This window comes from Veillonella sp. oral taxon 780 str. F0422 (assembly GCF_000221605.1).
Lineage (GTDB): Bacteria > Bacillota > Negativicutes > Veillonellales > Veillonellaceae > F0422.
On the sequence record NZ_AFUJ01000054.1, the window covers coordinates 1 to 20,772 of the forward strand.

Here is a 20,772-nt window from a genome sequence, read left to right on the forward strand (position 1 = left end):
GGCTCTGCGTTNACAGAGTTCAACAATGGACGACCTGGGTAAGCTTTTAAACCAGCTTCCATCGCCACTGGATCCAATGTGTCGATGGATAAAGGAACCTCTACAAGCATCGTTAATTCTTCGATAGCTCGTTTCATCGTTTCCCCTGGATCAACGCCTGTGACACCCATGTTAACATCCAACACGTCTGCCCCAGCTTCTACTTGGGCTAAGGCATCTTTTTTCACCATCAAGAAGCTACCCTTGCGAATTTCTTCTGCTAACACTTTACGGCCTGTTGGATTAATGCGTTCCCCAATGATGATTGGTTTTTCTTGCAAACCTACTTTCACTACGCTAGTACGACTTGTGAAAGCCGTAAACGGTTCTACATGTGGTCGTTCTGCCGGTGTATGTGCTCGTGCCGCTTTGGCAATAGATTCAATGTGTTTTGGAGTACTACCACAACAAGCACCTAAATACGTTGCCCCTGCGTCGAGGAAACGAGGTGCATATTTGCCCATCTCTTCTGGCCCTAATGGGAAGATAGTTTCTTTCCCTACGAGTTGTGGCATACCTGCATTCGGCTGAATACTAATTGGCAAGTTCGTTACTGCTGCCATGCGTTCTACCAACGGCAATAATTGTTCAGGTCCTAAGGAACAGTTAATACCTACGATATCTGCTTCCATAGCATCCATCAAGATAGCTGCTGCTTCTGGTGGTGTGCCTGTGATGGTACGTCCATCTTCGCTGAAAGAGAACTGACAGATAATTTTCACATCCTCTTTTGTTTTTCCTAACTCGTCACGAGCATCTTTCGCGCCCAATAAGGCAGCACGCATTTCTTGGATATCGATGATCGTTTCAATAATCAGGTAATCTACCCCTGCATCGATAAGGGCTCTTGCTTGATCTCTGAAAGTCTCATAAATCTCATCAAATTGAGCCACTCCTAATGGCGCCATAAATCGACCACTAGGACCCATATCACCTGCGATTTTTGCATTCGGATTAATCTTATCACGAGCCGCTTGTGCTACTTTTACGGCAGCACGATTGATTTCATCCATACGATGACCCAATTGGTATTCATCCAGTTTTAACGCTGTTCCACCAAAGGTATTAGTCGTAATAATATCACTACCGTGACGTAAATATTCTGCATGGATATGCTCCACTACGTCCGGATGTTCTACGTTAAATAATTCTGGACAAGCCCCGTCACCAAGACCTGCCGCTTGCAGCATGGTACCCATGCCGCCATCTATAATATATACCATATGTCCCTCACTTATGTATCAGGCACATTGCTCGCCCAAGGCAATATACTTCGTATAACGATGACTATACTCTTCCCCAGTATCAGTACATCACGCTACTTATCTATACATCAATTTATATTTAAAAAAGTATAACTATCATAAGGATATCCCACATAGGATACCTTTTCAGTACTATCTATCACAAACGATACGTTTGTTTAAATGCACGAAGTTGTCCCCTTCTCTGGCAACTTACGAGATGCGCACTCTACTTGGCTACAAGATGTGCAACCTCGTTGTGTTTTTGGTCCTTCTTCATCTACTGTTTGACAGCCCACAATAGCCGTTACTGATTTACGTGGAAATAGCATGCTTGTGTCTGTCACCGTCAATCCAATTTCTTCTGTCTTAATAATCTTAGCAAATTCTTGCTGTACTGTGACAGGCCAGTTGCCATAGCCTGGGCTAAAGCGCCATGTCGTTTTAAAGCCTTGTTTTTTTGCCTCTCTGTCGATAAGTTCATTTACCTGATCTGCCACTTGTTCTACGGCGGTTGTAGCCGCTGCATCCACAAGAAGACCTAGTGTAGATTTGCCTTCTTTAAATAAAGCAGAACTGCGTTCTTCTACGGCTTCTCCTACGGTGACAGCGAGAACATATACTTTTTTAGCATTCCCTAAATGACGAATGATGCCTGTGGCATCCAGCACCATAGGCGGGTTACTAAGGATTGTATGTGTCTCCGCATCGTAATCATAGCATTGGTATACGCCACGAGGTTCTGCCACTAATTGTACTTCTAGGGCAGCTTCTTTCACATACTGCTCTGGAAATCCCTCCGCATGCTTTAATCCGGAGTATCGTTTTATTTCATCTTCATTGAGTTTTGGTAATCGTCCGTTATAGATTGCCATTGTCTCACCTCAATCTTGTATTGCAAATATAAAACATGTGCGAACACAACGTGACCGCACATGTAAAGAGTACTCATTAAGTATATCATAGATATAACTTATAAGCATTTTTCTATATTTTATTATGAGTTATAGTGCATAGCTATAAAGGTTTTATTTTAATCTCTTTTGGTTTTCGAGGGTATTTCTTAGCCGTAGGTTTTACCTTTTTGATATACACAATAGCTCGTTTATCCTCTAATGTCGGTAACGTCACTTCTTTGACCTCTACAATTTCACCACCCAAGATGGATACAGCACGTTTACTTTCCTCTAATTCTTCTTGCACGATAGAGCCTTTTAATGCCACCATGTAGCCCCCTACTTTTACATAGGGAAGTCCCCATCCCAATAAGATGGATAAACGAGCCACCGCACGGCTAGTGAGAAGATCGAAAGATTCCCGGTACTCTTGATGTGCCAAATCTTCTGCACGGCCATGTAAAGTTTGTAATCCTTGTAAGTCTAAGTCCTCAATAACACCATCTAAAAAGCGGAGTCGCTTTTGTAAGGAATCAAATAAAGTAATCTGCAAGGACGGATCATAGATGCCTAGGGGAACACCTGGAAAACCTGCACCAGTCCCTAAATCGATGACCGTTGCACCTTTTGTAAAATACTTAGGGTCATAACAAGATAGAGAGTCAACCACATGTTTTAAAGCAAATTCTTCTGGCTCAGTAATTCCCGTCAAATTCATATGCTCATTGGTGGTCACTACTTGTTCATAAAACCGTTGCAGTTGGTCAATTTGTGTATCTGTGAGGTCCAAACCATAAGTGTTGGTGTGGGCTTTCACATAGTCTGAAAATATCATATTAACCTCTTTCACGGTAGTACTGCTCAATTTGCACTAAGAGCACAGAAATGTCCGCAGGGGACACCCCAGAAATACGGCTCGCTTGACCAATGGAATGGGGGCGTACAGCGTTCAATTTTTGAATGGCTTCTAAAGATATACCTTTCATCGCTGTATAATCCCAATCTTGAGGAATAATTTTCGCCTCTAACTTACGCACTTTTTCCACTTGTTCTAGTTGCTTTTTAATATAGCCATCATAGGTAATGGTAATATCGATTTCTTCTTCTACCGGTGCTTCGTAGCGAGGCAATCCGAATGCCTCTGCCACTACTCCATAGGATAGTTCGTTACGTTTCACCAAATCGTACGCCTTAATGCCCGTTTTGATGCGAGGTGTACCAATACGATCTAAGATTTGTTGCGTTTCTTCGCTAGGATTTACAGGTGTATCCGCTAGTAATTGAATCGCCTCTTCGATCTTACCTTGTTTCTCTTTGAAAGCCCTATATCGTTCTTCCTTAACAAGTCCGATTTCATAGCCTTTTTCTGTTAAGCGCATATCTGCATTGTCTTGACGAAGTAACAAGCGATATTCACTGCGGCTCGTCATCATGCGGTACGGTTCTTTCGTTCCTTTCGTTACCAAATCGTCGATAAGCACACCGATGTAGCCTTCGGAACGAGATAAGATAAATGGCTCTTTTCCTTCTAACCATAAGGCTGCATTGATACCTGCCATCAAGCCTTGTGCTGCCGCTTCTTCATAGCCAGATGTACCGTTCGCTTGACCTGCAGAATACAAACCTTGGATATGCTTCACTTGTAAAGCAGGTGTCAATTGCAATGGATCTAAGCAATCGTATTCAATGGCGTAAGCAGGACGCATGATTTCTACATCTTCCAAACCAGGGATAGTGCGTAGGAACGCGTATTGTACATCGATTGGTAAACTTGTACTCATACCTTGGACGTACATTTCGTTGGTGTGATTGCCTTCTGGTTCCACGAATAATTGATGGCGTTGTTTATCTTCAAAGCGAACCACTTTATCTTCGATGGATGGGCAATATCTTGGGCCCGTCCCTTCAATGACACCCGTGTACATAGGGGCACGATGTAAATTGCCACGAATGATATCATGTGTATTTTGATTTGTAAAAGTCAACCAACATACTTGCTCATTGCGGTCGATCCAATCAGACATAAAGGAGAAGGCTCTATGGTGAGAGTCACCAGGTTGCATTTCCATATTCTCTGTGTGCAAGGTTCGTTTATCGACACGAGCTGGTGTACCTGTTTTGAATCGCATTAACTTAATGCCATGGTTCAATAACGATTGAGACAACAATTCCGCTGTTCGCTGTCCATTAGGACCACCTGTGTACGCCAATTCACCAGTAATAATCTTGCCTTTTAAGTACGTACCCGTACATAAGATGATAGCCTTGGCTTGGTATACTTCTCCTAATTCAGACACAATACCTTTCACAACACCCTCTTCAATGAGCAACTCATTGACCATGATTTGCTTCACATTGAGGTTCTCTGTATTTTCTAAAACTTCTTTCATACGGCGTTGGTAGGCAACTTTATCGGATTGGGCCCGCAAGGAATGTACCGCAGGTCCTTTTCCCGTATTGAGCATGCGCATTTGAATGGCTGTCGCATCTGCATTAATGCCCATTTCACCGCCCAATGCATCTAGCTCGCACACTAGATGACTTTTACCAGGTCCCCCAATGGCTGGGTTACACGGCATAAGAGCAATGTTATCTAAATTCAATGTAGCCATCAAGGTACGATGCCCCATGCGAGCTGTGGCTAAAGCAGCTTCACAACCAGCATGACCACCGCCAATGACGATCACATCATACGTATCTACTAAATACATGTATTCTCCTATTTTCCTAAACAGAATCGTTTAAATAATTCATCCACCATGGATTCACGTAAACTTTCACCAGTAATATCACCCAGTAGCTCCCAAGCAGCGCGGATGTCCGTGACGATTAAATCGATAGGCATACCGCTATCTATGGCAAGAATGGATTGGTCCAAGCTAACTTTCGCCTGTTCCATCAAGGTGATGTGGCGCACATTGCTGAGCATCGCCTCATGACTAGCCTGCACAGAACCTCCTTGCACCAAGGATGTAATGACCCTCGCCATCTCATCCATACCTTCCCCTTGGGCTGCGCTGATGGTGACAATCTCTGTGAAAGTCCCCAGTGCCGCAATCTCTTCTTTGCTAACACATTGCGCTTGGTCTGCTTTATTCAAGAAGATAATGCTTGGACGATTCGTAATGAGCTGTAGCAACTCTTGTTCTTCTGGCTCCAATGGTTTAGACCCATCAATGACAAGGACCACTACATCTGCTTTATCTAAGTATTGACGTGCTTTTTCAACGCCCATACTTTCTACAATATCTTCGGTCTCACGAATCCCAGCGGTATCAATTAAGCGCACGGGAATCCCTTGGATGGTCAGAAATTCTTCAATACTATCACGGGTCGTGCCTGGAATGTTCGTCACAATGGCACGGTCCTCACGAAGTAAAGCGTTCATCAAACTAGATTTGCCCGCATTAGGACGACCAATGATGGACACCATCACACCATCACGCAATAATTTACCACGCTGTGCCGTTGCCAATAAAGTATCCATCTTCTCTAGGATGGGAGCTAACCCCGTCCGCACCTCTTGAGCTGACACCTCTTCAATATCTTCCTCTGGGTAATCAATGGTTACCTCTAAGTGGGCAATCATAGCGATTAACTCATCTCGTAAGGCGCGAATATACTTGGATAAGGTACCGTCTAATTGATTCACTGCCACTTCCAAAGATTGCTCCGTCTTCGCATCAATAATGTCGATGATGGCCTCTGCTTGGGTTAAATCAATGCGACCATTCAAGAACGCTCGCTTTGTAAACTCCCCTTCTTCTGCCTGACGTACCCCCTCTGAAAGTAGGACTTTCAGTATTTCACGGACTGACACAAAACCGCCATGACATTGAATCTCTACTACATCCTCTGCCGTATAGGAATGAGGGCCTTTCATCAACACCACGATGACCTCATCCAAGGTTTTACCCGTCTTAGGATGAACAATATGTCCATAATGGATCGTTCGCGTCTGGCGCTCACCCAGTGGCACAGATTGTTTACTGTGAAAGATACGATTCACAACATCGCACGCCTCAGGACCACTGATGCGGATAATACCAATACCGCCAATCCCTGGAGCCGTCGCAATCGCTGCAATCGTGTCATCTAAAAACATAGTATCTCCTGTCTACATCAATGCCGTCGTTTTAAGATATATCTAGTACATATCCTTTATGGGGATACCATATAGACATAGTATCATTAACATATCATTATGACACTTTCATGATACTCCTAAAAAACATATCTGACATCGAGTAATACCATTTCACATAAAAAGAAAAGGCCTTGTGGCCTTATATAAATTATATCACGCAACCAAAGTAACATCAATGATAGATAGGAGAAAACTCCCTGAGGAACACCGTTACGAGTAGTAGCCTTTGTGGCGGATCTTACTGACAAAATTGAACAAACACAAGAAGAGCACGGCGTGCCCCCGAACAAACATTATAAAATACCGTTTGTGAGGGGTATACCGTGCTCTTCCCTTTGCCCTATTCAATTAAGAACGCCACAGGCTACATAGCGGAACAAGTGACGACTTAGTTTCTTTTCTTGAACATCCAATAGATGTAATAGATCACTAACCCATATGTAAGAATATCATATACTTGTAAGAATGGAACCATAGCAGATAATCGTTTAAAGCCATGTACGTGGATATTAGCACCAATTAAAGCTACCAAATTCAATCTATGAATCCATACAGCTACTTTACGAGGCATAGATGTAGCGATACCTTTAAACCAAGGAGTTAGGAATAAAATCCCTACTAGAAAAGCAATAAACATCCCTACAAGAGCTACGTAGCCGCCCCACCAGCCTAATGCTGTTTTAGCCTTACCAAAATATACATACCAATGAACACCTACCATAGCAGTAGCTACAACACCTACAATGCGATGCACTTTATACATTTCACCTACATTATAACGTGTAGTAAACCATTTTGGTTTTGTCGCAAGATACGTCAACACTACCCAAGATGAAAATGGAATCAAACCTAAATAAATCTGCCATTTAAATGGAGGTCTATTTTGTAAATAATATCCATACTCAACCATACCAATCAGTGCTAATGATAATAGAGCAATCCATACCAAAATATGATACTTGCTCTTAAATTGCTTTTGTCCTGAACTTTCCATCGTCACATAACACTCCTTATCCAATAATACCAAAAAAATTTATACCCTTAAAGTATAACAATATCAATTATCATTGTAAAGAATCTAAGAGTATGAATTTCTCATAATATACAGACCTTTTACGCATTCATATTAGATAAGACATATCATTTACATATTAGTACCCCTGAGGAGTGCCGTTAGGCGTAGTAGCCTTTGTGGCGGGTCTTACTGACAAAATTGAACAAACACAAGAAGAGCACGGCGTGCCCCGAACAAACATTATGAAATACCGTTTGAGAGGGGGGATGCCGTGCTCTTTCCTTTGCACTATTCAGTTACAAACGCCACAGACCACATAGTGGAACAAGTGACAACTCTAAGGAGCGCCCCTTTATCGTAGAAATCCTTGTGGCGTTCCCTTACTATCTAAATGACATAAACACAGAATCCCCTGAGGAACGCCATTACGAGTAGTAGCCTTTGTGGCGTTCCCTTACTACCTAAATCACACAAACGCAAAAGACCGCAACATGCTCCTGAACAAACCTAACCACTGTATCAGTTTGAGAAGGAGTATGTTGCGGTCTTTCCTTTCCCCTATTCAATTACGAACGCCACAAGGCTACATAGCGGAACAAGTGACAACTCTAAGGAGCGCCCCTTTATCGTAGAAATCCTTGTGGCGTTCCCTTACTATCTAAATGACATAAACACAGAATCCCCTGAGGAACGCCATTACGAGTAGTAGCCTTTGTGGCGTTCCCTTACTACCTAAATCACACAAACGCAAAAGACCGCAACATGCTCCTGAACAAACCTAACCACTGTATCAGTTTGAGAAGGAGTATGTTGCGGTCTTTCCTTTCCCCTATTCAATTACGAACGCCACAAGGCTACATAGCGGAACAAGTGACGACCTAGCGACGGTCTCTTTTTCTATACACGATAAATGGTCGTGCTAAGTAATTAAATGGTACGCTTAAGCAATGTACTAAACGGCTGAATGGGAATACGATAGCCACAATCATCCAGGATAGCATATGGAACTTAAAGATACCAGGAACATTTTCCATTAAGGATGGGTCTGGCATAGCCATCAATACGCTACGGAACCAAGGTCCAATAGATACACGATAGTCAAAGAATCCAGACGCATTCAATAAGGTACCAGCCATACCACTTACGATAGCTAGTGTAAAGAACAAGTACAACCATACATCCATTTTAGATGTGTTAGCACGTAATTCAGGTGTTGTGAAACGACGTTTCATAAGCATTAAGAATCCTACGATAAATAGGAAACCAGCCACAGCCCCCATATACAACGCACCTTGATGGTACATATGGTCATCAATACCAATCATAGCAGTCCAAGTTTTAGGAATCAATACCCCTACCACGTGGCCACCGATAACGCAAAGCAAACCAAAGTGGAACAATGGGTTAGCAATACGCAATTGTTTCTTTTCTAAAAATTGACTTGATTTTGTGGTCCAGTTTCTTTCAAAGTAAAAGAAACGAACAAGAGTCCCTACGACAAAGAAGGTGAAAGCGATATAAGGCAGTGCGCCCCATAGAAATAAACTCATAGTACACCGTCCTCCAATCCATTAGCAACAGATAAAATAACATCAAATAAGAATGCATACGGTAATTTCGCTTCAATGAAACGCTCCCGAATATATTCTAATTTTGGTTTACAGTATTCATAAATTTCTTTTGCTTTTTCTTCTTCGATAAGCGCACATAATTCAAGAATAGCTGGGACAAAGTCTGGCATTTCTTTTGGTAAGTCATAGCCATTTTCAAGGAAAAATGCTTTGTATTTAACAAGTTCTTCTGCTTGTTCCCCTGTACCTTGTAATTCATAAGTAGATAAATACATATTCGTATTTTGACTAAAGTCAAAGGTACGCACATATTGATCTTCAAACTCTTTACGAGGTGTTTCTTCCACATAGTCGAAAAATTCTACCAAGGCTTGACGGAGTTGAGGGTGCGCAACAGATGTTGCGTCCCCCTTCCATTCTTGTAATTCATCGTACCAAGTGGCATCGGGATAGCGAAGCAGAAATGACGCGATAAGCGCTATTTTCTGAGCATCATTCATTATTGACATCCCCCTGTAGGACAGGCAAAACCACGTTTATGTTGCATATCTGCACGACCTTCACGAGACGCTTTAATATCTGTAGGAATCACGAAACGATCATTGTATTTAGATAATGCTAATAATTTGTACATTTCGTACATTTGATCTTCTGTTAAATCGATTGGATGCTCAGGAGCCTCTCCACCTACATCGCGACGACGCATATATTCACGCATATCTAATACACGTTGTAATACGCGAGCTAGTGCATCTGCATTACCTGCTGTAAATAGATTCGCAAGATATTGTACAGGCACGCGCATTTCGTTTGCATCTGGTAAGTATACTTCAGATGTAATGCGTTGTACGATTGGACTCAATGGCGGCACATACCAAACCATTGGTAATGTACGATATTCTGGATGTAGTGGCAAGCCCACTTTCCATTCCTTGATCAATTTGTAAACTGGAGATTTTTGTGCTGCTTTAATCCAAGCTTCACCAATACCTTCTGCACGAGCCGCTTTTACTACTTCTGGATCATGAGGATCTAAGATTAAATCCACTGTATTTTCGTAAATATCTGTATCGTTTTTGGAAGCCGCTGCTGCTTCTACTTTATCCATATCATAGAAAACAACGCCTACATAACGCATTCTACCTACGCAAGTTTCCGCACAAATTTGTGGTAAACCATTTTCCAAACGTGGGTAACAAAATACACATTTTTCAGCTTTATTTGTTTCCCAGTTGTAGAAGATTTTTTTGTATGGACAAGATGGTACGCAATGGCGCCAGCCACGACATACGTCTTGAGAAACAAGAACTACACCGTCTTCATCACGTTTGTAAATCGCACCAGATGGGCACGCTGCCACACATGCTGGATTCAAACAGTGATTACATAGACGAGGTAAGTAGCGCATGAATACTTTTTCATAGTCAAACACAATATCTTCGCCCATTTTAGCTAAGTTAACATCAGAGCGAGCGTGTTCACCACCAGCCAAATCGTCATCCCAGTTAGGACCCCATTTGATTTCCATTTTTTCTTTTGTTACCAACGAACGTGGACGTGCTACTGGTTGGTTATTTTTACGACCAGAATGGATCAATGTTTCATAGTCATATGTCCATGGTTCAAAGTAGTCTTTCAACTCAGGTTGTTCTGGATGATAGAACAATTTCATCAGACGATTTGTTTTAGAACCTGTAGCCAATGCTAATTTTCCATCGTTACCAACAGTCCAGCCGCCTTTCCATTTTTCTTGGTCTTCCCAATGACGAGGGTAGCCAACACCTGGGCGGGTTTCCACATTATTAAAGTACATATATTCCGCACCTTCGCGGTTTGTCCATGTATTTTTACAAGTGATAGAACATGTGTGACAGCCTAGACACTTGTCTAAATTTAGGACCATAGATACTTGAGCCTTAATCTTCAAGCCAATCTACCTCCTTCATTTTACGAGCCACAATAGTCATATCCCGTTGGTTGCCAGTTGGGCCATAATAATTGAATCCATAACTTAATTGACCATAACCACCAATCATATGTGTCGGTTTCAAATGAATGTGAGTTGGTGCATTGTGTGTACCACCGCGTTGTTTTTTAATTTGTGCAGCAGGTACGTTGATGTGACGGTCTTGGGCATGGTGCATGTAGGAAATACCACGAGGAATACGTGGGGATACTACAGCACGGGCTGCAACAATACCGTTTTTATTGAAAGCTTCTACCCAATCATTGTCTTGGACATTGATTTCTTTCGCATCATCTTCGTTCAACCAAATTGTTTGTCCACCGCGGAACAATGTTAACAATTGTTGGCTATCGAAGTACATACTATGTGTAGACCATTTATGATGTGGTGTTAAGTATTTCAATGTGATTTGAGGAACCCCCTCTTGTGCATAATCACCTTTCACTGGTGCGTAGGACAAGACTGGTTTGTAAAGCGCCATAGCCTCACCATAGTCACGCATCATTTCATGGTCACAATAGAAGGATTGACGACCCGTAACCGTACGGAATGGAACTTTATCCTCAGTAGATGTTGTAAATGGAGAATAACGACGGTCTTTATTATTTTTACCTGTACTTGTCACAGATGGAATGATAAAGCGTGGTTGACGTACCATATCGTCGAAGGTAATGCGTTCTTCTTCACGACCTTTTGCATTCTTTTGAAGATCTGTTAAGCCTGTTTTTTCTTCCATAGCCTGCCAAGAACGAACTGCTAATTTACCATTCGTACAAGAGGACAAGGTTAACACAACATTACAAGCTTCACGTGCTTCGTAGATGCTAGGACGACCATGAGATACGAAACCTGGTTGGTCGATTGTTCCATTTTGTTCATATAAGGATTGATATTCATCTGTTACATCCCATGCTAAACCATGAGCGCCTACTTTATTTTCAATATTAGGACCTAAGCCAATGAATTTTTCAAAGATTTTACTGTAATCACGTTTTACGTGTACAAGATTTGGCATAGTTTTACCTGGAATTGGTTCACATTCGCCTTTGCTCCAGTCTAATACTTTACCCAATGGTTGAGCCACTTCGCCTGGGCTGTCATGACCCAATGGTTGTGCTACGATATCTTCGTATTCAGTGAAACCAGACTCTTTCGCTACGCGAGATACAGTTTCTGCCAAAGTACGGAATGTATCCCAGTCAGATTTAGTGTCCCATGCGCAATCAACAGCCGCTTGGAATACGTGCACGTATGGATGCATATCTGTGGAAGATAAGTCTTGTTTTTCGTACCATGTTGCTGCAGGGAATACGATATCGGAATATAACGCCGTAGAAGCCATACGGAAATCGATGTCGATCAACAAGTCTAATTTACCTGTTTCAGGAGCTTCACGCCAGTTGATTTCTTCTGGACGTACTGGTGCATCTTCATCTTCTAATACGCCATTTTTTGTACCTAATAAATATTTTAAGAAGTACTCATGACCTTTAGAGGAGGAACCAATCAAGTTGGAACGCCATACGAACAAGTTGCGTGGATGATTTTCTTTCGCAGAAGGATCTTCTACGCAGAATTTCAACTCTTTATTTTTCAATGCTTGTACGATGTATTGGTTAATTTCAGCTTCAGTACCTGCACCTGTCGCACGAGCATCATTGATTAAATCTTGATAGTTACGGTTGAAAGTAGGGTAGGACGGCAACCAACCTAAACGAGCAGCCAATACATTATAGTCACCAGGGTGTCTGTAACGAGGTGTGGCTAATTTAGATACACGATCTGCTAGGTCAATGCAGTCAGAACGATATTGTTCTGTAGCAAAGTAGAACCAAGATGTACCATTTTGTAAACGAGGTGCTTTACTCCAGTCATTTGCTGTCATAATGCCAGCCCAACCTTCAACAGGACGTAATTTTTCTTGTCCTACATAGTGAGCCCAGCCACCGCCGTTAACGCCTTCTGTACCACAGAACATGATCAAGTTAAGGATCGTACGGTAAATTATGTCAGCATGATACCAGTGGTTGATACCAGCACCCATGATGATCATGGAGCGACCTTTTGTTTGTTCTGCGTTATCTGCAAATTCACGAGCTGTACGAATCACTACGTCTGCTTTCACACCAGTGATTTTTTCTTGCCATGCTGGAGTGTAAGGAGTATCTTCTTCATAGCTAGTAGCCACTTCACCGCCTAAGCCACGATCAATACCATAGTTAGCAAGAATCAAGTCGTAAACTGTTGTTACTTGTACAGGACCTTCTTTAGTTTGTACTGTCATAACAGGGATAGCACGTTCAATAATACCTTCATGAGCTTCGTCACCGAAGTATGGTAATTTAACTAATGCTACGGAATCACGTTGGTCGATGACAGATAAACGAGGAGAGATTTTTTCTCCTGTTGCACGGTTTTCAAGACGTAAATTCCATTTTTTAGGATTTGTATGACGATCACCTAATGTACCATTTGGTGCCACTACTGTATTCGTAATTTCATCGATAACAACAGTGTGGAAATCAGCGCCATCTTCTGTGCTACCTAAATCTTGATTGTTCAAGAAACGGCCCGCTTGTAAAGCACCATTGATTTCTTCTACACGTACTAAAAATGGTAAGTCAGTAAATTCTTTCGCATATTCTTTGAAATATGGAGTTCCTTTATCTACATAGTATTCTTTCAGAATGACATGACCCATTGCCATTGCCATCGCTGCATCTGTACCTGCTTTTACATTCAACCAAGTATCGGAGAAAGTAGTGGATTCTGCATAGTCAGGAGATACAGAGACTACTTTTGTACCTTTATAACGTACTTCTGCCAAGAAGTGAGCATCCGGTGTACGAGTCAATGGTACATTGGAACCCCATGTAATGATGTAACCTGCATTGTACCAGTCACCAGATTCTGGTGTATCAGTTTGTTCACCCCAAACTTGTGGGCTTGATGGCGGCAAATCAGCATACCAGTCATAGAAGGAAAGTGGAGTACCACCCATAAGGTTCAAGAAACGCGCACCACCTGCATAGGACAACATGGACATAGCTGGAATTACAGAGAATCCTGCGTTGCGGTCTGGACCATATGTTTTTGCTGTATATAATAAGGAAGCTGCTACGATTTCTGTAGATTCATCCCAAGTAGAACGTACAAAGCCACCCATACCACGAGCAGATTTATAACGTTTTGCTTTTTCAGGATCTTCTACAATAGATTTCCATGCTTCGATAGGATTTTTAGCAGTTTTCTTCGCTTCTCTCCAAAGCTCGATCAATTCACCACGTACATATGGATATTTTACGCGTAATGGGCTGTATAAATACCAAGAGAAAGTAGATCCTCGAGGGCATCCACGTGGTTCGTAATCTGGCATATCATCTGGTGTTTTAGGATAATCAGTTGCTTGATTTTCCCACGCAACAACACCATTTTTTACGTAAATATTCCAGCTACAAGAACCAGTACAGTTTACGCCATGTGTGGTGCGGACTACTTTATCGTAGGACCAACGGTCACGATAAAAATTTTCCCATTCACGACCACCTTCTTCTGTGATTTGATGGCCTGTTGGAGATACGTCCTTCTTGCGAAGAAACTTAAATTTTTGAGATAAAAGACTCATCTCATGTCCTCCTTAAAAATACAAAAAAACCCTTGCCTTCGTAGTGCTCACAGCAAGGGGGGATAACCTTAATCATTCAATATTGCTAATATTAGGATCGATAGTTTCTATATCTAAATCTAGCAAATCGATTAATGCATCAAAGTCACAGATTACCAGATGGTGTTTATCATAGGCTACATAGCCTAACTTTCGTAACTCACTTAGCATGCGGTTTAAACCTTCCCGTGATGTGGCAGTAAATTCAGCTAACTCTTGGTTGCTTAATGCAATGTCGATATAAATACCGTCATCCCGCTTAATACCATAACTATTAGCTAAACGCAATAATGTAGAATAAAATGCACCTTTCTTACCGTATAATAATAAGTCTCTATACTTAGCTTGTTGTCGACGCATATGAAGCGTATAAATCTTCATCATCGCAATGGCTAAGGAATGATCCTTAGCAATGGCAGGTTCTAATACATCGTAACGTATACAATAGACTGAGCAATCTTCTCTTGCAATGGCATTAAATACATACGATCTCGTATTCGTCTCATACAAAGGAATTTCCCCAAGCACATTATTCTTACCTACTAATCGTAATGCAAAAATATGTCCTGTGGATTCAAATTTCTTAATACTGAGGCGCCCTCTCTGAACGATATAAAAATGTTCTGCCTTATCGCCTTCGTGAAATAAAAATTCTCCTTTTTTCAGATGAATTACTTCACCTGGCAATGCTAGCAATTGATTGATTAACTCCTGTTCCATACTGTCACCATACATCTTTCAGTAACATCCCATACTTATGAAGTTGATATAAACTTAGCTATATCAATTTCTCAATTACATTTTAAATTTTGCGTATGTTACTATTATAACTTATTAATAATTATATAAGTTGTGCTTTTTATCACATTCACATTATATTATATCTTATATAATAAGTGTGTGATTTTAGGCACATATTATAATGAAAGTATGGCATAAGTCAATATTTTTTTATACTAATTTGTGTCTTCGATTTACTGTGATACAAAAAGTATCACAAGTTGTACGTTGAAAGGATTAAAGGAGTGTTCTCATGTCAGAGATGAAAATGCCTCAAGTGGGTGCGAGCCGCAAAGAAATTATTGCGAACTGGCAACCAGAAAATCCCGAATTTTGGGAAAAGTTTGGCAAAAAAATTGCTAAACAAAACTTGGTAGTTTCTACCATTGCATTAACGTTATCATTTTGCGTATGGTATTTATGGTCAACCATCGCAGCACAATTAAATGGAGCTGGATTCCATTTCACAACAGAACAGTTATTTACACTGGCTGCCTTCCCAGGTTTAGTAGGTGCTACATTCCGTTTTATTTATACTTACATGCCAGCTTTAATAGGTGGTAGAAACTGGACTTTTATTTCTACAATTATTTTATTAGTACCTGTAGTATGGTTAGGCTATGCTGTACAAGATACAACAACATCTTATGAAACATTCATGATCTTAACAGCTTTGATCGGTTTAGCCGGCGGTAACTTCTCCTCCTCCATGGCTTACATCGGTAACTTCTTCCCTAAATCTGAAAAAGGTACCGCTCTTGGCATTAATGGTGGTATTGGTAACCTTGGGATCTCCGTTATCTATTTCTTAGCTCCATTCGCTATGGGTTCTGCTACATTAGGTAATATCTTCGGTGTCACACCAGCTATCGTTAAAGGCAATGCAGTATACTTAGCCAACGCGGCGTTTATGTGGATTGTGCCTTTAGTAATTATCTTAGCGTGCATGACTCGTTACATGGATAACTTGCCACTAGCAAAACCTAATCCTAAAGCGCTGGCTCAAATTTTTAGCAACAAACACACATGGGCTATGACATTGTTATATACATGTTCCTTCGGTGCCTTCTCTGGATATGCAGCAGCACTTGGTCTACTTGTTAAAACAGAGTTCCCTGAAATTCCATTTGCTCACATCGCATTCGTGGGACCTTTAGTATCTGCCAGCCTTCGTCCAGTAGGTGGTTGGTTAGCTGACAAAATCAATAGCGGTACAAAAATTACTTTCATCGGTTTGATTGGTTTATGTATCACTACTGTATTAATCGCTGTAGGCGTGGATATGCATCACTTCGACTTTTTCTTTGGAATGACTGTATTAATGTTCGTATCCTGCGGTTTCGTAACAGGATCTACATTCCGTATGATTCCTCACATCTTCACAGATGGATTACAATCTTCCTTAATTGCTGGTTTCGTAGCAGCTGTAGCGGCGTACGGTGCCTTCATTACACCAAAAATCTTTGGCTATGTATACACAACATTTGGAAGTATCCACCCAGCATTTGCAGTATTACTTGCGTTCAACATCGTAACAGTATTTGTATGTTACTGGTTCTATGTTCGTAAAGCAGCTAACATGAATGTATAATTGAATCTTATAAAAAAAGCACGGTTCAGGCCGTGCTTTTTTGTATGCTTAACGATTCTGTCGTACAATATCAGTTGTATTGAAAATTACTAGAATTTGCCATTGATTCGCCTATTCTAATATTAAATCGCCTAAAAACATGGTATAATTAGGCGAATATAGAAAGGAGTAGGCGAATGAAAATCTTTAATTATTCACTCTATGAAAATACTCTATGGGATAGTGAAATTATTAATTTATTAGTACAGATCCATGAACACAAAGGAAAACAGGAACTATTTATACAACAAAAGCCTGCCGTGCTAAATACACTAGTAGAAATTGCTAAGATTCAAAGTATTGAATGCAGTTCCAATCCTAAGTAAATCCACCATAGAAAATATGTTGAAACAATTAGTAGAAGAAAAGTACATTGAACGACACGGAAAAGGGAAAGCCACCTTTTATGTGAAGAAATAATATACCAATGAATTTAATTATACTAAACTAGTAATGCCTCGCCAACTAGTTTTACCATTGGATTATGGCATGTTGATGATAAAAGAAACAGCTCCTATGCGGTTACTCGATGCTGTATTGAAGGAATTAGACTATAAAGAGTTACAGCATTTGTATTCTTCTAAAGAAAATTTGTCAACTGATCTTGACAATATCAAATCCCATTGTTGTCATAAGGATTGGTTTGTTGTAAAATGAAGTTGAATAGCGAAGGATATGACGATGATTACTTTAACTGAGCACCCTAAAACGATATAAAATACGAATTTTTGAAAGGAGCAAACATCATGGTAAATGAAATCACAAACGATTTTGCAACGCGACGTTTTCGCGTGGCAAATGTGGCAAAGGCGGGCAATGTCGCAACGCGCACGCCAATCTACAGCACGGAGTCAACGAGCGGTGTCGTCTGGGTCATAAAGCCTGGGCAGACGATTCAGCCGCACGGTCACGCCAATGCAGATGATATATGGATTTGCATTGAGGGAGAGGGCGTCTTTTACCCTACCCCCGGAGAGGAGCACCCCATCGCGAAGGGCGATGTCATCGTCTCAGCGAAGGGCATGTGCCACGGGATGAAAAATACAGGCACGAAGGACTTTGTCTTTGTTGGCATCCTTGCCCCCGTCCCTGCGGATTATTTCCCCATCGAGCCGTAAAGAGTCTGTAGACAGTAGGAACTGATCTTGACAATATCAGTATCACCCTATGGGAAATTAATAACCGTGGATATAACTGAACCACTAAATAGCTATATAAAACCTAATAACTATATTATTTCTTTTTAATATATACACCATATAAAAAGGGGCTGTAACAAAACAGCCCCTTAAACTAAAAAAGCTATGAGTTGATTTTATATATTCAACTCATAGCTTTTTTCTATATTTCTAAGAAAAAGGACCCCGAAGGGCCCTCTTCATAGTTATAGATAATCTGTTACTATATGCCACAAATCATCTATTGTCATCTCTACAGATATGCATATACATCAATATAAAAGTTGATGATATATAGTAGAAGTCTATCGTTTGTAATAAATTACAATATGACGATATGGTTCTTGTCCTTCGCTATCTGTTTTGATATTTTTTTCGTTTTGCAAAGCTAAGTGAATGATTTTGCGTTCAAATGCATTCATTGGTTCTAACGCAATTTTTTGACGTGTACGTCGTACTTTAGCTCCTAATCGATGTGCCAATTGAACTAAAGTTTCTTCTCGACGGGAACGATAATTTTCCACGTCCACAACAATTTGGCAACGACGGCGAACTTCTTTATTAGCCACAAGGTTTGTTAAGTATTGGATAGCATCTAATGTTTGACCATGTTTACCAATTAAAATACCTAAGTCTTCCCCATGTACTTGGAATGTAATCTTATCTTTAGTAGTCAATTTTTCAATCTGTACAGATAAGCCCATCTTTCCAAACATACCTAATAAAAATTCTTTACCTGTATCGGCAATGAAATCTTGTTCTGCTTTTGTAATACCATCTTCAACTACCACAGGAATTTCAGTAGTTTCTGTTTCCACAGTGTCTACCATTGATTCTGTAACAGTTTCCACAACTGATACTACTTCTTCTGCAACAGCAATATTCTCTGCTGTTCCTTCTTCAAAGTATACGCGAACAAGAGCATCTTTTTTACCAAATCCTAAGAAACCTTTTGATGGTTCTTCTAACACTTTCACAGACGTAACAACACGACCTTGAGATTCAATTTGCGCTGTTGCTTGTGAAGTTGCCTCTTCAATCGTTTTTGCTGACACTTCAATGTAATCCATGCCTAGCCTCCTATTTGTTATTACGATAAATTAATGTTTGTTGTGCTAATTGGAATAGATTTGAAACTACCCAGTAAATTACCAATCCACTAGCAAAGTTTAAACTGATATAGCCAATGAATAGTGGCATAAAGATGTTCATAATCTTTGCTTGTTGATTATTACCACTAGCAGATGTTTGTTTACTCATAATATACGTAGACAACGCAGACAATACTGGTAATACATAGATTGGATCTGGATCACTCAAATTTGGTAACCATAAGAATTGTGCATATTGAGGATCATATGGATATCCTTGTAATGCATAGAAAATAGCAATCAAGAATGGCATTTGTACAAGAAGTGGTAAACAACCAGCTAATGGGTTGATACCTAATTCTTTATACATTTTCATAATTTCTTGCTGTGCTTTTTGTGGATTGTCCTTATATTTGTCTTGAATGGCTTTCATTTTAGGTTGTAATTCAGCCATGCCTTTCATAGACTGCACTTGTTTTTGTGTCAACGGTGCTAATATAAGTTTAATAACAATGGTAAGCAAAATAATCGCGATACCATAACTTGGGAAGCCCATCGATTTTGTTGCCAAAAACGAATATTCCACAAGGCTTCTCATAAAATCTACTAAATATTGAAAGATTTCCATGTCTACTCCTTTTTTGTTCTCTGTAGTATACACCTTTGTGTACCCATATACGTTATGGTATGGTCTATATTTCATCCATACAGGTACTCAGGTATTTCCAAAACTGTGCTACGGCAAAGGATCATATCCACCCTTATGAAAGGGATGGCATTTCAAAATCCGTTTTATGCCTAAATAGCTACCTTTTAAAGGTCCATACCGTCGCAATGCTTGCAACATGTACATCGAACAGGTGGGATAAAAACGACAAGTACTTGGCTTTAAAGGAGATAGAGCATATCGATAGAACTGAACTAATCCAATTAACAAGTAATTTACAAGTTTACTAATACCCATTAGTTTCTATCCTTTAATAATTTACATTTTTTGAATAGACGCATCATTTCACGTTCTGCTTGTTCATACGTAGCATTGGCTAAATAACCTCGACCTACAACTACAATATGATGACCTTCGCGCAATTCATGTTGATGCAGACGATACACTTCTTTCATCAAACGTCGTGCTCTGTTGCGCTGTACTGCGCCACCTACTTTTTTACCTGTGACGAAACCAATTTTACTTTTTTGCTTTGCCACTGGCATATGATAGACCACACAAAGACGTCCCACTTCATAGCGACCGTGCTTATACACTAATTGATATTCATTGTTTTTCCGTATTCTTCTATCTTTTGTTAAACTATTCATAGTTATCCTTTAATACCGTACATACAGAAAAACTTGGCTGTACGGCCAAGTTCTCTAGCTGTATATTTGATTATGCAGATAAGCGTTTTCTGCCTTTAGCGCGTCGACGTTTTAATACTAGACGGCCACCGATGGTTTTCATACGTTCACGGAAACCATGAGTACGTTTTCTCCAAAGTGTATTTGGTTGGTAAGTACGTTTCATTACAACAACACCTCCTCATGATAGGTTTA

General features: G+C 40.5%; 20 protein-coding genes. 4 read left to right on the forward strand and 16 right to left on the reverse strand.

What is annotated here, in order from left to right; translation table 11 throughout:
- From HMPREF9200_RS06095 to HMPREF9200_RS06145, 11 genes are all read right to left on the reverse strand, one after another.
- On the reverse strand, positions 1-1,262 hold a 1,262-nt coding region (locus HMPREF9200_RS06095), incomplete at its 3' end, for a homocysteine S-methyltransferase family protein (RefSeq protein ID WP_009353975.1).
- 200 nt (positions 1,263-1,462) lie between these two features.
- The gene (locus HMPREF9200_RS06100; RefSeq protein WP_009353589.1) at positions 1,463-2,158 is read right to left on the reverse strand and encodes a vitamin B12 dependent-methionine synthase activation domain-containing protein; all 696 of its coding nucleotides are present in this window, start codon (positions 2,156-2,158) and stop codon (positions 1,463-1,465) included.
- Positions 2,159-2,300: 142 nt separating this feature from the next.
- Entirely contained in the window at positions 2,301-3,014 is a 714-nt protein-coding gene (gene rsmG / locus HMPREF9200_RS06105; protein ID WP_009353950.1) for a 16S rRNA (guanine(527)-N(7))-methyltransferase RsmG, read from the reverse strand.
- Position 3,015: 1 nt separating this feature from the next.
- Positions 3,016-4,890 (reverse strand): tRNA uridine-5-carboxymethylaminomethyl(34) synthesis enzyme MnmG, encoded by a 1,875-nt coding sequence (gene mnmG / locus HMPREF9200_RS06110; RefSeq protein WP_009353588.1) that lies wholly within the window; start codon positions 4,888-4,890, stop codon positions 3,016-3,018.
- An 8-nt stretch (positions 4,891-4,898) separates the two neighbouring features.
- Positions 4,899-6,284, reverse strand: a complete 1,386-nt coding sequence (gene mnmE / locus HMPREF9200_RS06115; RefSeq protein WP_009353974.1) for a tRNA uridine-5-carboxymethylaminomethyl(34) synthesis GTPase MnmE — start codon at positions 6,282-6,284, stop codon at positions 4,899-4,901.
- Positions 6,285-6,714: 430 nt separating this feature from the next.
- A complete protein-coding gene (locus HMPREF9200_RS06120; RefSeq protein WP_009353947.1) occupies positions 6,715-7,320 on the reverse strand; it encodes a hypothetical protein in 606 nt (201 codons plus the stop codon).
- A gap of 899 nt (positions 7,321-8,219) precedes the next feature.
- The gene (narI, locus tag HMPREF9200_RS06125) at positions 8,220-8,891 is read right to left on the reverse strand and encodes a respiratory nitrate reductase subunit gamma (protein WP_009353966.1); all 672 of its coding nucleotides are present in this window, start codon (positions 8,889-8,891) and stop codon (positions 8,220-8,222) included.
- Positions 8,888-9,412: a nitrate reductase molybdenum cofactor assembly chaperone gene (gene narJ / locus HMPREF9200_RS06130; protein ID WP_009353985.1), complete on the reverse strand. Its 525-nt coding sequence runs from the start codon at positions 9,410-9,412 to the stop codon at positions 8,888-8,890. Before narJ ends, narI begins: the two co-directional genes overlap by 4 nt.
- Positions 9,412-10,839, reverse strand: coding sequence for a nitrate reductase subunit beta (gene narH / locus HMPREF9200_RS06135; protein WP_009353956.1), 1,428 nt, complete (start codon positions 10,837-10,839; stop codon positions 9,412-9,414). The genes narJ and narH overlap by 1 nt, the downstream gene beginning before the upstream one ends.
- The gene (locus HMPREF9200_RS06140) at positions 10,829-14,503 is read right to left on the reverse strand and encodes a nitrate reductase subunit alpha (RefSeq protein ID WP_009353963.1); all 3,675 of its coding nucleotides are present in this window, start codon (positions 14,501-14,503) and stop codon (positions 10,829-10,831) included. The genes narH and HMPREF9200_RS06140 overlap by 11 nt, the downstream gene beginning before the upstream one ends.
- 72 nt (positions 14,504-14,575) lie before the next feature.
- Entirely contained in the window at positions 14,576-15,277 is a 702-nt protein-coding gene (locus HMPREF9200_RS06145) for a Crp/Fnr family transcriptional regulator (RefSeq protein WP_009353982.1), read from the reverse strand.
- A 298-nt stretch (positions 15,278-15,575) separates the two neighbouring features.
- Here HMPREF9200_RS06145 and HMPREF9200_RS06150 point away from each other — a divergent pair, with 298 nt between their 5' ends.
- The 4 genes from HMPREF9200_RS06150 (at position 15,576) to HMPREF9200_RS06160 (ending at position 18,070) form a co-directional block, all read left to right on the forward strand.
- On the forward strand, positions 15,576-16,913 hold the full coding sequence (locus HMPREF9200_RS06150; RefSeq protein WP_009353948.1) for an MFS transporter: 1,338 nt from the start codon (positions 15,576-15,578) through the stop codon (positions 16,911-16,913).
- Positions 16,914-17,089: 176 nt separating this feature from the next.
- Positions 17,090-17,278, forward strand: a complete 189-nt coding sequence (locus HMPREF9200_RS06155) for a hypothetical protein (protein ID WP_009353993.1) — start codon at positions 17,090-17,092, stop codon at positions 17,276-17,278.
- A gap of 127 nt (positions 17,279-17,405) precedes the next feature.
- Positions 17,406-17,609, forward strand: a complete 204-nt coding sequence (locus HMPREF9200_RS08570; protein WP_009353953.1) for a hypothetical protein — start codon at positions 17,406-17,408, stop codon at positions 17,607-17,609.
- 89 nt (positions 17,610-17,698) lie between these two features.
- On the forward strand, positions 17,699-18,070 hold the full coding sequence (locus tag HMPREF9200_RS06160; RefSeq protein ID WP_038145013.1) for a cupin domain-containing protein: 372 nt from the start codon (positions 17,699-17,701) through the stop codon (positions 18,068-18,070).
- Positions 18,071-18,435: 365 nt separating this feature from the next.
- On the opposite strand, the gene jag is transcribed toward HMPREF9200_RS06160, so the two are convergent.
- The 5 genes from jag to rpmH form a co-directional block, all read right to left on the reverse strand.
- On the reverse strand, positions 18,436-19,200 hold the full coding sequence (jag, locus tag HMPREF9200_RS06165; RefSeq protein ID WP_009353995.1) for an RNA-binding cell elongation regulator Jag/EloR: 765 nt from the start codon (positions 19,198-19,200) through the stop codon (positions 18,436-18,438).
- 10 nt (positions 19,201-19,210) lie between these two features.
- Entirely contained in the window at positions 19,211-19,849 is a 639-nt protein-coding gene (locus HMPREF9200_RS06170) for a YidC/Oxa1 family membrane protein insertase (RefSeq protein ID WP_009353949.1), read from the reverse strand.
- A gap of 108 nt (positions 19,850-19,957) precedes the next feature.
- Complete coding sequence (gene yidD / locus HMPREF9200_RS06175; protein WP_009353977.1) at positions 19,958-20,185, reverse strand: membrane protein insertion efficiency factor YidD; 228 nt, start codon at positions 20,183-20,185, stop codon at positions 19,958-19,960.
- On the reverse strand, positions 20,185-20,538 hold the full coding sequence (gene rnpA / locus HMPREF9200_RS06180) for a ribonuclease P protein component (protein ID WP_009353996.1): 354 nt from the start codon (positions 20,536-20,538) through the stop codon (positions 20,185-20,187). The genes yidD and rnpA overlap by 1 nt, the downstream gene beginning before the upstream one ends.
- Before the next feature lie 70 nt (positions 20,539-20,608).
- The gene (gene rpmH / locus HMPREF9200_RS06185; RefSeq protein WP_004692946.1) at positions 20,609-20,743 is read right to left on the reverse strand and encodes a 50S ribosomal protein L34; all 135 of its coding nucleotides are present in this window, start codon (positions 20,741-20,743) and stop codon (positions 20,609-20,611) included.
- Positions 20,744-20,772 lie beyond the last annotated feature (29 nt).